Consider the following 14172-nt stretch of genomic DNA (forward strand, 5'->3'; position numbering starts at 1 on the left):
CCGGAATCGGCGGTCTACGTGTGAAGTGCGGCTTGGAGCAGCTGTTCGTTGATCCGGGATTTCTCGGCAAGCGCGCTGACCGCCGCCGGGATCGGGCTGAGTGGGTATATCTTGGCGCCGGAGGGCAGCCCCTCATCACCGGTGAGCAGCGAGACGGGTGTGCTCATCGGAGACAGCGTGTAGACACGCCAGCGCGGGGCGGTCGACTCGGCGATGGCGAGCGTCCGACCGTCGCGCAGGACGATGGTCGTCTTTGATGCGTTCCGGGCGACTACCGCGGATGGAGACGTGACGAGAGTCGCGACGCGGGCAGCCATGCGGCGCGGGTTGCGAAATTCTCCGTCGATGACCCACACACCGTCCATCATGCGGGCCGGCAGGCCCTCGTTTTCGAGTGTGGCGCGGTCCACGGCGTGGGGGTCGTCGGCTGCGGTGACGGCGAGGTCGATGACCGTTTCGACCTCGCCCCAGGCGGGCACGCGCGCGTATGGCTTGTCGGGGACATGGAGGTACTCCTCGGCGAGTTTCGGGTCGGCGTAGGCCGCGAGTTCGGCGGCGTCGGTCCAGGCTGCCTTGGCGACGATGTCGTGTTCCCCGCCGCCGTGGAGGGCGGCGTCCTGCAGCAGCAGGGCAAGACAGACTGCGATCAGGGAGCTGACGAAGTCGAGCGCTTGACCAGGTACGTCCTCCTGCTCTGCTGCGTCCGGTACTAGGGTGCGCGTCAGGTCGCTGAGGTCGGAGCGCCACGCCTCGTCAGTGCCCCATACCGCGGCGGCGAGCAGCACCAGGTAGGTGCGGGTGACGAGCATCCGCAGTTCGAGAGGTGGGCGCGGTGTCGCGGTCGCGGCGCGTGTCCATCGGCGGGCCCAGGTCCGATACTGAGCTCGTTGTGAGGCGGGAATGTCAGGTGCGAGCCGGGCCGAGCCGGCTGAGGCGGCTTCGGTCAGTTCTTCGACCGCGTCGTCGCTCTCGCCGTCCGCCAGCTCGGTGTCGTCGACGTCGGTGTCGACGGACCATCCGGTGGTCGCCAGGCCGGGGGCGGCGAGTACGCCGGGAAACAGCAGCCCGGTGAGGTGCGGGCCGAGGCTGCGTTCCACGGACTCCAGCCACACGCCCCACCGGTCGTCGGGCGGCACGGCGGCTGCAGTGGCGCCGGTGGCAGAGCGCAGGGCCGAGGTCCCGGTGGTCACCTTGCGCTCTTGGACGTGACTGAGCAGCCGGAGCAGGTCGGCGTTGAACCGGCGCGCGAGAACCTCGTCAGTCAAGACGTTGTCGTCCTCGGCGATGAGCGTCATCCGCGGCTGGTTGGTCGTGTCGTCGCGGGGCCGGCATCGGGCTGTGTCGGTGAGGAAGACGACGGGGGAGACGAGACGTTCGCCCGGTTGTTCGGCTCGAGCGCGGACCGCTCCGCCGAGCGCTTCCGGTGCCGCGAAGCTGAGGACTTGGGTGGCTGTGCTGGTGGCGGTAAAGACGTGCACGGGTGTCCAGGTTCCGGGGGTGCCGTCGGGTGAGGATTCGATGGTGATCGGTACGCTTGTGGTGGTGACGAGCTCGACGAGGATCGTGTGCTGTATTCGTCGCGCGCCGAGCACGACGAGCGTGTGCTGCTGCGCGCGTGAGTCAACGGGGATCGTGTTGTTTCGGACGATGGTTGCGCGGTCGACGGCTGTGCCTTCTGGCAGCAGGGATGCGGGCACCGGCATGGTGGTGACGAGTTCGCAGTTGCCGCCGTCTGCGGTGGTGGCGAGGAGCGCGGCGGCGCTGAGGTTGGCGCTGCCGGTCATGGCGATCGTCGTGTCGTCGATTGTCCATTCGACGAGCTTGCCGTGCCGCGTACGTCCCTCATCCAGGTAGCGGAACCGGGTTAGACCGACGGATGCGGTGGCCGCGACGAGGGCTTCCCCCGAGTACTGGGAGTCTCGTTCCTGGAGTGCCAGGTCGACCTCGCGCGGCTGCAGTCTGTTGATCAGGGCCTGAATGCCGCGGCCTTGTGCGTCGAAGAAGGGCGCTGTCATGCGCAGCGAGCGCACCGGCCCGGCCGGCAGCTGCCTGACCAGGGAACGTCGCAGGTTCCCGAAGATCCGCAGGTCAGTTTGGGAGCCGTCGAGCTCGTCCGGGGTGATCCAGTGTCCGACGTGCGTCAGGGTGTCCGCGATCCAGGACGGCACCTTGACCACCTGGGGCAACTCGGTAAGCCATGCACCGAGATCGCGCATAGCTGCCGGCCCTTGGTGCCGGGAAGCTCGCAGGACGAGCCACAACTCGTGGTTGTGACCCCAGCCGGACATGGTCGGGTTCCCGGAGCCGATCGCCGCCCAGACGTCGTCGTCACCGGCCAAGATCACGACCTTCGGATGAAACGCCCCGCCGCAGCTGGCCTGGGCGTGCTGATAGGCCCGGCCCGCCTGCCGGACGTCGACCGCCTCGTGCACGGCGTTGGCCGCGTCGCCCAGAACGGTGACGCGAGCACCCAGCGCGCGAGCGGTCGGCACGCAGTGCCGCTCGAAGAAGACCAGGTCGAGGGTGTAGCCGGTGACGAGGCACTCGCGCAGTGGCGCGCCGTCGGTTCGACCGTCCCACTCCTGCAGCAACGTCAGCGGCGAGTGGAACTGGTAGGCGATCTGGTTCATGCCGCCAGCTCCAGCACCTGCGCTGCCAGTGGTGTGATCACGAGACCGGTGTCGCTGCGCTCGGCAAGGCCGAGCTGGCGGGCGATGAACCCGAACTGATCGACGCGCAACCCGACGTTGCCGGCACCTTCTGTGCCGGCCGCGTAGTACTGGCCGTTGCGTTCGTGCAGTTTGGTGAACAGCTTCATCCGTCCCTGTGCGTCGAGCCGGAGTTTGCGGAGCGCGACTCGTCGGGACTGCGCGAGCATGTCGTCGACGAAGGCCCGCGCGAGTTCGGCCATCGGCTGGCCTTCGTGCTCGCGGTGACGGTAGGCCACCCAGTGCGGATCGAGGAACTGTTTCCGTTCGGGGTAACGGCCGAGGAAGGCGGCCTGGCTGCGGCCGGTGAGCTGGTTCTTGCGCTGACCCCCGAAGAGCAGCGCGGCCAGGTCGGCCGTGACGGCGGTGTGGCCGTCGCGCACTTGCCGTTCGGCCGGGCTCGGCTCTCCTGCGGCGTCGACGAGGCTCGGGCACTCTGCCAGGAAGGCTCGCACTGTCATGGCCGGCACTTCGGCGGAGATCCACTGGTAGAGGTCGTCCTTGGTCGCCGAGCCGTGCGTGATGACCTGCTCGACCAGTGCTGCCCACAACCGCCGCCAGGCTCCGACGGACAGTCGCCGCAGGAGGGTGCCGCGCCACGCTTCTGCTCGGTCTTCGGCCGACAGGACGGGGTCGGTTCGGATCCGGTTACCGTAGGCGACGCAGTCGTGGAGGGCCTCCGACCAGCTGGAAGCGCCTGGTTGGAGCATGGCTGAGCGAGCCAGGACCCGTAACGTGGATCGTCGGGTTCGGTCGTTGCCCGTCCAATCCTCCGGGTCGTGCCGGCCGTCGCGGGAGGCGGTGATGAGGTCACGGAGCGGCTCGAGGTCCCAGGCTTCGTTCGCGTCCATGGCCAGTCCAGAGAAGTCAGCCACGTCGTCGGGATGGATCGGGCGGTCATGTGCCAGCTCCAGCAAGGGCCGGAACATCTCCCGGACGACGGGGGGACACTCGCGAGAGCCGGGCCGCAGGGCGCTGCTGTCCACGGTGACCGTGCCCAAGACGGCGCTCGGCCCGTTGTACTGCGACCAGAAACCCCACGGACGGGGTGAGTAGGAGGCACGGCCGATCTCGGCGAGTTCATCGATCTGACCTCGGCCGACCATGGCTTCCACCCGGTCGGCGCCGTGCGCGGCGATCGTCTTGCCGCGGGAAACCAGGGCAAGAGCAACTTCCGACCGTCGGAGAACCGTCTGGCACATGCTGGCATCCCACTCCCGCCGCCCCGCGACGTCGGCGAGCGCCCAGTAGAGGGAGTAGTACCTAACCAGCGTCGTCAGCGTTGACACCCCCGGTACCAGCGTGTCCACCATGCCCATGACCGACGACTCGACCGAAAGCGGGTACCGCCCCGCCTTTAGGTCTAAACCTGGCTCGCACCAGACTGGGCCAACGACCTCGGCCGACATCATCGCAGTCACGGCATCAGCCCGGATCGATGGTTCCTGAACATGATCTTACTGTCGCTATTCGTCGCTGTTGTGTTTCAGTGAGCGGCCTGCGACCCTGCAGCTTTGCCAGCTATGCACGCGACGGGGAGACATGCCGTGACCGTGTGGTCGGCCTTCGGGATGATTGCCCTGTACTCGCATGTCGCCTGGCTGCGTTGCAGTGCCCGGCGTCATCCGTCCGTGCAGCGCCACTCGCAGAGGGAGGTAGTCGAGTGATGCCTCCTGCCAGCGATGCGGGGGATGCCGGCATTCTGCGGACGTAACAACTGGCGAGATTTGGCCTGTGCATCGAAACGCGTCTACGGCCGGACACGGGGAACTCCGTTACGTCGTTGCGACCAGGGCGCGCGAAGGCGGACGCTTGCCTACCCGAAATTGTCGGTGGCCGGTGGCAGACTGGCCGTACGAGCCAAAGACGGCGAGGGAGGGCACGGTGAGCGGAGAGCTGGGTCTGGCCGGTTACCGATTCCAGTACCACGTAATGGTGCTCGCGGCGCTGGACCTGTGGGGCGACCGGTCTGGTAGCGACGTCGGCTCGATCGTGGTGGAGGGCCGCCCCGGTGCCCAGGTCGTCGATTATGAGCTGACCGGTATAGGTTCGGGCGGATCAGCGCTTGTTCAGGTGAAAGGCCGTTGGGGTGAGCGTCCCTGGAGTGCGCCGGAACTGTTCCGGATCCTGTGCGGGCTCGCCCGCACCCGAGACCAGCCGGCCCGTCTGGAACTGGTCGCGAACGGTGCCTTCAGCGATCCCGCCCGGCGGCTCGCCGCACTGCTTGCCGACACCTCGGGCCTCGACGACCAGGCCCTGACGCGGCGGCTGGCCGCGCTTGGGCTCGCGATCGAGGACGTGCCGAGCGAAGTGCTGGCTGCGCTGCGGCACGCAGTCATTACGATTCGCTCGGAAGGCTTGCCGGAGCTGCGTGATGCGGTGCGGATACGGCTCCGGCGGTTGCGTGCGGTTCACGGCAGCGGCGTGGGTGACCAGGCCGCTGAGTTGCTTCGGGCGTACCTGCTTGAACTCGCCATGAACAAGAGCGAAGCCGCCGACGTCGCCGGGCGCACGCTGAGCAGGGAGGAGTTCTTCGAAGCCGTCAGAGCTCCACGCAGCGTGCTGGAAAGCGCCTTGGCGTCGCGTTGGGGTGTCCCGGTGGGGCTGGCACACCGCGACACCACCGTCCAGCGGGATGCCCTGCTCTCCGAGCTGGCCAAGCACTTGAAGGACGCGGATGGGTTACCCGCCGCTGACGGGCGTGTCCGTACCTGCGTGTTGGTCGGCCCGGCGGGAATCGGCAAGACGACGCTCGCTCAGCAGTACGCGCTGCACAATGCGGGTGAGTTCGACTGGATCTACCAGATCACCGCGCATGCCGACGATGACGCCGCGGCAGGTGAACACGACGTGCTCCGCGAGGAACTCGAGCAGTTCGCCGTCTGGCTCGCGGGTCGCAACATCAACATCCACCCCGGCCCGCACCGATCGCTGACCGACTTAGGGCGGGCGATAGCCGAAGCGCTCGCGAGCTGTCCGCGCACGTGGCTGCTCATCGTCGACAACGCGGCCACGGCGGACATGCTGACCTCGCTGTTGCCGGCCGGGGGACACGGAGCGATCGTGATCACCTCCCGCAACAGTGCCTGGCACGGTTCCCAGCCGATAGTCGAGGTCGGGGAACTGACACCGGAGCAGGGACGGGAGCTTGTGCGCCGCCGGCTCAACGGGATGGATGCCGATCCAGACCACGTCGAAGCCTTGTGTGCGGAGCTAGGGAACTTGCCCCTGAGCCTGGTTACCGCCACCAGCTACCTCCGCAGCACTCGCGAGCCGCTCGGCCCGTTCCTGACCGGTTTAGCCGACGAAGGCACTCGGCTGGCTGCCTTGGGTTTCCCTCGACGCCTCGACGACTACCCCCGCAACGCCGTTGCCGCTGTCTCGCTGGCCGTGCGGCGGCTGTCCGCGCTCGCGCACGAGGAAGCGAAGCAGGCGATCAGCGTTCTTCAACGCGCTGCGCTGGTTTTCCCCGACCGGATACCGGTCAAACTGCTGGCCAGTGACCACTGGGACTTCGCACGATCGGTTGCGCTGCTCGGCGAGTATTCGCTACTGCAGCGATGGCAGGACGACCGGCAGCGTGACTGGGTGCGCGTGCACCGGCTGATCCAGGACGTCGTCCGGGCCGGCCTCGACCAGGAACCCGAGCACCGGGACGCGTTATTGCGCGATGTCGAGATCAGCGTGACCGACCTGCTCAAGGACTGCACAGACCGCTTCGACCTCGTCACCGGCGGCGCGCTGCGCCTGCATGCGATCACGCTCGCCGAACGGCTGGGCCGGCATGGCCTGCAGCGCTGGCAGTCGACGACAGCGTTGCTCGCCAACACCGCGACAGTGGCGCATGCCCAGGGCGACTTCGTCGAGGAACAACGGTGCCTTGAACAAGCGCTGTCGTTGCTTCCTCCGGACAGCTATGACCCGTACGTCGCAGGCAGGCGCGGGAAGACACTGACCAGCCTGGCCATGTTCCACCTCGACCGGAACGAGATGGACGCTGGCTTGGCGGCGCTGGAGGAAGCCCGGAGCGTTCATGACGTCCACCGGTTCATTCCGGCGCATTTCGAGGCCTTGATCGTGGTCATGGCCATGCAATACCAGACCCGCGCCTATCGGGCCGAGGACGACCAAGAGGTGAGGCGGTTGTTCGAGCTGGCTCGGGCGTTGCCTGAACCCAGTTTGGAAGCCGCGACCATGCGCGCGGCCTGTTTGCTCCGGATCGCTCGGTTCATGGATTCCCGTGCCGGACATCGCTCCGTGTTCGCCGACGCCGCAGATCGGCTGTTCGCGCTCGTCCAGCACGACGAAGGAGCAAAGCCCTTGCAGACCGCGATCGCGCATCTGGGGCTCGCGGAGGCGCACGGCTCCGACGGCAATACCGAAGCGGCTTGGCGTCACTACCGTCGCACTATGACGCTGATCTGCGGCATTCCCGGAATCGACCCCGCTCGAGCTTCGAACGAGGCCCTGGAACTCGTCGCGGGCCTGCTGAGCGTGCATCTCGACCAGAGCACGCTACTACCGCACAGCGACATCGACGAGCTTCTCAGCCGGACGATCGTCGATGTGGAGAGACAGCTTGACAAGGTCGATTGGACGGCCACACAGCAAGGTTGGCTGCGCGCGCAGTTTCATGCGCTGAAAGGGAGATTTTTCGCCAACCGGGGTGACGTGGCCAAATACGTCGAGCAGATGACGGAGATGCGAACCGCTGCGGAGTCGAGCTCAGTGAGCTTGCCTCGCAACGTGGCGACGCAAGTTGCTCTTCTGCCTGGTCTTCGGCGCCACGCGCGGACTCAGCAGGTCCGCGTGTCAGCTCCGGCCGTGGGAGTCTACGGGCCGCGGAACACGCCGCCTCCCGACCGGCCGGACCGGGCACCGGCGCCATGCCGGCACTTCGAGCCGAACCTGGTGCGGAACCGGTGGTCGCCTTTGCCGGAGCCAATGCCGCCGAACCCGATCGGACCTGGTGTCCGCGTGGATCGACAGCGCTCCATCGCCTGCCACGCCGCGGTTCTCCGGTCGCTGGCCGAGAATGACAGCGCAGGCCCGGAAACCGAGTTGCGAGCAGCGAGCGCCGAGCCCGCGACCGCGATCGACCACCTGATCGGAGCCTGGCGCTTCCTCGAAACCATGGCCACCCGGATCGCTGCGATCACGGGGGAAACCACGGAAGCTGTGCGAGACTTCCTGGACACTGAACTGACTCGTGCGCACCTTGAGCGTGGCATGGACACCGTTCCCACCCGGATGGTACTGCGTGCGATGAACAACGGCTGGCATCCCGAACTCAACCAGCTGCTGAGGCAGTTCGACGAGGACAGCATGTCCGAGATGCTGTCCTCCCTCGTCCAGGTCGAAGACATCGTGGTGCAACGTCTTTGTGCCTACACTGGCAGCAGTAAGAGAGACCTTGTCCGAAGTGTGACAGAAGAAGCGGCGTCGCTCGAACGTGCGATCCCCGACCCGAGAACACCGACCTACAGTGCCGTCACCGGCATGGTCGTCGTCGATCGAGATCTCCTCGGTGAACCACGTGCGGTGCGGTTGCATGATCCGCGCGGCGCCGGCGTCGACCACATCTTCGTCCTCGGCGGTGTGCAGGACGGAAAATCCGGGATGCTGCACCGGGTGGCACTCCAGGCGGCGGGTTCGGGAATCTTCGTGGTCAGTGTCTCCGATCCTCGCAACGAGCACGACAGTTCGGAGATGTGGAAGTCGCTGAGCGGCGCGGCCAAGATCGTGGGTACGCATGTCGACGGTACGCTGGCGAGCCTCGAAGCCGCAGGCAGGATCGTCGAGTATCGCGCCGGCGAGGGAGGGTTCGACCGGCCGGCACCCGGGCGGCCGGGAATACTGTTCGCGGTCGACGACATCGACGAAGTGATCCGGCTGCCTCGTGGGCGGACGCTGGTCGACCGAATCCTTATCGAAGGCCCTGCCGTGTGTATCGGGCTGGCTGCGGTCATCAGAGAACTGGAGTCGGTCCGCGACAACGAAACCGTACTGCGCAGCATCGTTGGCTGCCCGAATGTGATCTGTCTGGGGCCGGAGACCTCCGAAGCCGTGGATCGGCTGCGCGCCGGCTACTCCCAAGGCGGCGAGCGTGGCTGAACCGAACAAGCGCAAACGGCAAGAACCGCGCAAGCGTGTGGCGCGTACGCAGCTGCCTGAGTCCAAGCTTGCTGCGGCATCCCAGGCCAGAGGCGAGCGGACTCCTGTCGGGCACCTAGCGAAACCTCGCCGGCTCAAGAGCGATCCGGAAGCGATCAGCACCCTGCTGGACTCCGACGACATCCCGCCGGATCTGCTTGTGGAGCTGCTTCTTCCGCTGCTCTGGCTGGACCACGCAGCCGGTGCACCCGGATCGCTGTGCGTCTCCGGCTCGATGATGCTGCACTACGCGTTCGCGCAGCTGGGAATCGCGTCCGAGGTGTACGCGGTCGACGTGACGATCAAGGACGAGCGTACCGGTGGAACTGCCTTCCACGGCCGCCCGGACCCGTACTGGGACGGGGACACCTTTCACGGCCATTGCCTGATTCACCTGCCGGGAAGCCAGCGTGCGATCGACCCTGCAGTCGAGCAGTTTCCGGAGGTGAAGCGCAGCAACCTACCGCTCTTCGGTCGCACCGTTCTCACGGGAAGCGAACACTTCGACGCAGGAGAGACGGTGACGCAGGGCAAGCTTCCCGCGCATTGGATGTTGTACATGAACCGCCGAAACCAGGAGTTCCTGTATACCGTGGTGGGCCCGGAATACGAACGGATCGTCTGGGAATCTCCGCGCGCGGCGGAGAACGCGGAGCGTTACCGCGCCGCTGGCGTGAACCTCGCAACCCATGCGCTATCCCTTCTGCACCTGCCTGACGTTGCCGACCGGGTGCGCCAGGCGGGTTACCCGAAACTGAACGCACTGCTCGACGCCATCGGGGATGCGCCGGTCGCCGCGGACCGCACCGGCGATTTCCGCGTGACACTCGACGGCCGCAGCCTGCGCATCGACGAAATACCGTTGCCCGCCGAGGCTGACGGCAGGCCCCCGGACCTGGCAAGTGCCGTCCCGCACCTGGTCATGGATCGGAAGTACGCGGAAGCTGCCATGTCAGAGGTGGACGCGGCCGTTGAGCTGCTGACCACGACCCCGGACAGCCTTGGTGGCGGTTCCTTGCCGGTTGCGGTGTTCGAGCCGAAAAAGGTGATCGGGGCAACGTCGCGAAGCACGGGCAAGACTTTGGAGATCCAAGTCGAGCACATCGTACTGTCCGGCGGTTTCGGTCGGCTGCCGCCGACGACGGCGGCGGAAATACCACATCTGCCTGCATGGACGGTCCGGCGGACGGCGCTGGGACTGGAGCTATGGGACCACGGCGGCATCTGGGCCCGCGCTGAGCTGGAACCCGATGAGGATTGGCTGCAGGCAGCCGAGAAACACAAGCGAGTCCTGGTGGTCTACGCGGCGATCTATGGAGTCCGGGCACGTGCCGATCTCCTGGCGGTCGCCGGTCGCCGTGGCTTTGCCGCCGGCGCGATTGTCTCCTGGCGATGGACTAGCGCCATCAATAACTCTGAGTCACCGTGATTGCATGATCTGATGCCTGTGGGAGCGTCGGGTCAGGGAGTTTCGGTGGTCGGCGTCTTGCGGCGGGACCAGCTGCTGGGCACGGGCAGGTTTCCGTTGATGACGAGGGTGACGACGACGCTGGGGGAGTGCGGATCAGTCATCCCGTGTTGCCGGGGGCCGAGGACGAATAGGTAGTTCTCGGGGGTGCCGATGGGCAACACCTTTCGACTCATGTCGAGGACGGCGAGGATTGAGAGGCGGGCGCCGTCGGCGGCGGCGTACTGGGTGGGCTGGCCGATGTACTTGGTGGCGGACTGGGAGGTGACGGGCTGGTCGCGCGCGACCTTGAGTTCGGCGGTGATGCCGTCGTGTCGGGTGTCGAGGTACCCGTGTGCAAGGCCGGTGCCGCGTTCGACTCGGCCTTCGAGGGTGGGGTCGGCGAGGAGGGCGGCGTGGAGATCGTCGTGGAATTGGCGTTCGCTCACGTATTGGCCGCGGCGGTATTTCTTGTTCCAGGTCATGGCGAGCCCGGCGCGGGAGATGGCGTTGAGGAGCCGGGCGAACGGCTGGAGCTGGTTGTGCGGATAGCCGGCGGCGGCGAGGTTCTCGTAGATGCCGAGGAGGTGCTCGTCGAACACCTCGTATTGGGTGGTGGCGTCGCGGGCTGGGTCGTAGGGACGGACACGGAACTCGCGGTGTCCGGCGACGTCGAGGGGTTGGCTCTTCGGGTTGCCGTCCTCGTCGGCGCCTCGCCAAGCGAGGCTTACCAAAACTGGGGGTGCGTGCTGGGTGGTCGGGACGGCGTATCGCACGTGGAGGCTGCCGGTCCCTTCGTAGGTATCCGGGTCACTGGTGTGCTGGTGGCGCTGCCAGGTGAGCGCGGGCCGCTGCAGTTCAGTCTCGTTCAGGGTGCTGACCAACTCGGCGTCCAGCCGCTCAACCCACTCTGGCCACGGGTCGGTCTGCACTTCCAGGGTCAAGGTGTGGGTGAGGGCCGGGTCGACGATGGCGGGCCCGGTGAGGAGCCGTTCGTCGATCGACACCAGGGCAACCGCGACCGTCGCGCTGTCCGGCTCAGGCTCGGCGGGTGGCGTCCACGGCCTGAAGCCGTGTTGGCGTTCGGGTGAGCGGATGAACAGCATCGGCGCCGGGAGACCGGCCGTCGCGGTGAGAACCGTGTCCAGGTCGATGGGGGAGACCGGGTCGGGATCTGCCACGAGGACCGCCCGGAGGGCTCGTGCGCGCGGGAGGAGCGGGTCGTCGTCTCGGTAGATGTCCAGGTCGATGGCGGCGGCGCGGCGCGCTGCTGCGGTCCGGTGCGCTTGAGCCTGATTGAGGTCGGCGTTCAGGTCGGCACCTTCGGCGTCGAGCAGGTGCGCGACAGCGTCGATCAGCCGTGCGGTGATGACGACACCGTCGTGGCTGGCTGCCCCGGTGGATGGCCCGCCGAGCTGAAGGGCGGCCGCTAGGTCACGCAGCCGTTGCGCACGCGTATTGAACTGTTCGGCCGGGTCAGTCGGCTCGACGGAGTAGGCTGCCACTTGGTCGGCCGGGATGTCGGCGAGCCCGGCGGTGATCTCAGCTGGGATCGGAATGTCGAGCAACGTGCAGGTGATCGCTGCTCGGATCGCGGCGGCCTTCGCGAGCGGTCGCAGCCACTGAAGATACTCCTCTGAGTGACCCAGGCACACGCCGATCGCGGCCCCGACCTCGTCGACCGCCTCGCGCACGTTCGCGTCGTCGGGCAAGTCCGGCTCTAGCGTCACCTGCAGGCGTTCGACCGCGCCCGCGAGCGCGACCTGGGCACGTTGTGAGCTGCGCGCCGGCTCATTGGGAATACGAGTCAGCGCGCCCTCAAGCAGCGCGAGGGCCTCGGTCCGGCGCTCTGTTCGGGCGAGGACCTCGGCGTACTCCATCGATCCGTAGGGCGACTCTGGAGAGTGCGCCGTGCCGACCTCGATGATGCCGGCCGCTGGGAGACCAAGGAGGCCAGCGCCGCAGTCGAGAAGCCCGTTCAACGCCTCCTCGGCCTCGTCGCGCTGCCGAAGCCCGTAAGTCTTCCCTGGTGCCAGCGCCAACCACAACGCCGCGAGCTCCGGCGCAACTCGTGCATCCGGTTGCCACGGCTGGTCGGTCACCTTGGTCGCCTGGTGCCACTCGAGTTCCGGTACCCGCGCCAGGGCTTTCTTCTCCAGCTCAGCCAGCACAGCTGGGTCCGGGACGTGGTGCCGCAGCGCCGCGAGCGAGGTCAGGAACGTATCCAGGTGCTCGGCGACATTGATGCCCTCCATCACAGCCTTAGCGTGAAGAGCCAACCGAATCCGAGACCTCTCGTCCGGCCACGGAAGCCGGCACGCGGCATCGAGGACGGCGTTGATCACCACGACGTAAGTGTCCGAGACGAATGCCGGGAGCAGGTCCGCGACCGTCGACGGGAGGGCGTGGGTTCCGCCGACGGTCGTCCATGCCTCGAGCGCCGCGGCGCGCAGTCCGGGGTCGGTATCGACCAGGTAGGTGTGAAGGGTCGGCAGGATGGCCTGGATCACTGCGGGTTGGTTCCCGTGGTCGCGGCCGACCTCGCCGAGGGTGGCCAGGAGCGGGTACACCACGTCGGTACCCAGGTCGTTGTCGCGCTCACTCGTGATGAGCGCCGTGATGGTTTCGCATACAGCCAGCGGGTCTGTCGATGATGCGGCCTCCACCGCGCTCAGCAGGCGTCTGGCGGACTGGTACAGGCTGTTTTTGCGCGCGTACGCCTCCAGCCCCGCGAGCGGGTCTGGCGCAGCGGTAGAGGTGAGCAAGCTCCTCCGCTCAGTGAGCCGGTGCCGGGTCAGCGTCACGGCTGCACCGAGGGTCGCGTCCAGGCGTCCGGCGAGGGCGTCGCTATTCCCGTGGCCCATCCTCTCGATGGCTTCGGCCGCGGAGAACGTCACCTGGTGTCCCCACGCCTCATCGGTGCGGGCGAGGAGAAACGCGAACGCCGCATCGGCGACCGCCGCGGCCTCCTCAGGGGTCGTCACCGGGTCGTGCGCGCGACGGTGGACGTATTCGGTGTCGACCATGTCCAGGGCATGTCGGACCGAGCCGACGAGGCCGTCTCGAGTCTTTTCGGCCGCGTGCCGGCCCGCTTCCTCCAGTAGCTTGGCAATCCGGGCGGGCGCGGCGATGAACATCCGGGCGATCGCTCTCTCGGCGGTCCCGACCGTTCCCGAGTCGTAGCTGTCCTCCGGTGGAACGCTGAGAGAAACAGCTAAGAGCGTGTCTTACGTGGTGATCGGTCGCTCGTGAGCGATGATCTTGGCTGTGGTTGATCGGTTGTCGTTGCGGTTGGTGCCGGATGAGCTGTGGTTGCTGGTGGAGCCGTTGATCCCGGCGTTCGAGTCGCGTCCGCAGGGTGGTGGCACGGCCCCGTTGGACGCTCGTGCGGTGTTCACGGCGATCGTGTACGTGCTGACCAGCGGGTGTGCCTGGAGGGATCTGCCGCCCTCGTTCGGGGTACCGTTCCAGACCGCGCACCGCCGTTTCGGCCAGTGGACCAAAGCTGGGCTGTGGCGGCGTTTGCATCACGCGCTGCTGGACGAACTCGGCAGCCAGGGCCTCATCGACTGGAGCCGCGCGATCGTGGACGGTGCCTGCGTGAGGGCGAAAAGGGGGGATCCATGACCGGTCCCAGCCCGGTCGACCGCGGTAAACCCGGCTCGAAGATCCACGCCCTGTCCGACCGCGCCGGGCTGCCGCTCGCGGTGGCTGTCTCCGCCGCCAACACCAACGACTCCTACGCACTCAAGCCACTGGTGATGGCGATTTGGCGCGCCTCCCACTTTTCGGACAGTGGGCCTAATAAGGTCTGGTCTGGATTGGAGGATGTGCAATGCCGGAACGGCGGCGGAAGTTTTCTCC

At 67.0% G+C, this 14172-nt stretch carries 5 protein-coding genes and 1 pseudogene; 3 read left to right on the top strand and 3 right to left on the bottom strand.

The genetic code is table 11. The annotated features are described in order from the left end of the window. Window positions 1-14: 14 nt before the first annotated feature. Complete coding sequence (locus AB0878_RS46425; RefSeq protein WP_366589322.1) at window positions 15-2630, bottom strand: hypothetical protein; 2616 nt, start codon at window positions 2628-2630, stop codon at window positions 15-17. Then, the gene (locus AB0878_RS46430; RefSeq protein ID WP_366589324.1) at window positions 2627-4027 is read right to left on the bottom strand and encodes a hypothetical protein; all 1401 of its coding nucleotides are present in this window, start codon (window positions 4025-4027) and stop codon (window positions 2627-2629) included. Before AB0878_RS46430 ends, AB0878_RS46425 begins: the two co-directional genes overlap by 4 nt. Before the next feature lie 565 nt (window positions 4028-4592). Between AB0878_RS46430 and AB0878_RS46435 the strand changes: the two genes are divergently transcribed. Together AB0878_RS46435 and AB0878_RS46440 are read left to right on the top strand one after the other, a co-directional pair. Beyond that, complete coding sequence (locus AB0878_RS46435) at window positions 4593-8822, top strand: hypothetical protein (RefSeq protein ID WP_366589326.1); 4230 nt, start codon at window positions 4593-4595, stop codon at window positions 8820-8822. Then, on the top strand, window positions 8815-10290 hold the full coding sequence (locus AB0878_RS46440) for a hypothetical protein (RefSeq protein ID WP_366589328.1): 1476 nt from the start codon (window positions 8815-8817) through the stop codon (window positions 10288-10290). Before AB0878_RS46435 ends, AB0878_RS46440 begins: the two co-directional genes overlap by 8 nt. A gap of 32 nt (window positions 10291-10322) precedes the next feature. Here the strand turns inward: AB0878_RS46440 and AB0878_RS46445 are convergent, their stop codons facing one another. Then, window positions 10323-13445, bottom strand: coding sequence for a hypothetical protein (locus AB0878_RS46445; protein WP_366589331.1), 3123 nt, complete (start codon window positions 13443-13445; stop codon window positions 10323-10325). A gap of 130 nt (window positions 13446-13575) precedes the next feature. Between AB0878_RS46445 and AB0878_RS46450 the strand changes: the two are divergent. After that, window positions 13576-14078: pseudogene (locus AB0878_RS46450) on the top strand (IS5 family transposase); the annotation flags it as partial. Window positions 14079-14172 lie beyond the last annotated feature (94 nt).

This window comes from Amycolatopsis sp. NPDC047767, assembly GCF_040704195.1.
In the GTDB taxonomy this organism is placed as follows: Bacteria; Actinomycetota; Actinomycetes; order Mycobacteriales; family Pseudonocardiaceae; genus Amycolatopsis.

Bases quoted from the DNA above. Each gene is read 5' to 3' on its own strand.
- AB0878_RS46425 (WP_366589322.1), bottom strand. From the start codon at position 2,630: ATGAACCAGATCGCCTACCAGTTCCACTCGCCGCTGACGTTGCTGCAG.
- AB0878_RS46430 (WP_366589324.1), bottom strand. From the start codon at position 4,027: ATGGGCATGGTGGACACGCTGGTACCGGGGGTGTCAACGCTGACGACG.
- AB0878_RS46445 (WP_366589331.1), bottom strand. From the start codon at position 13,445: ATGTTCATCGCCGCGCCCGCCCGGATTGCCAAGCTACTGGAGGAAGCG.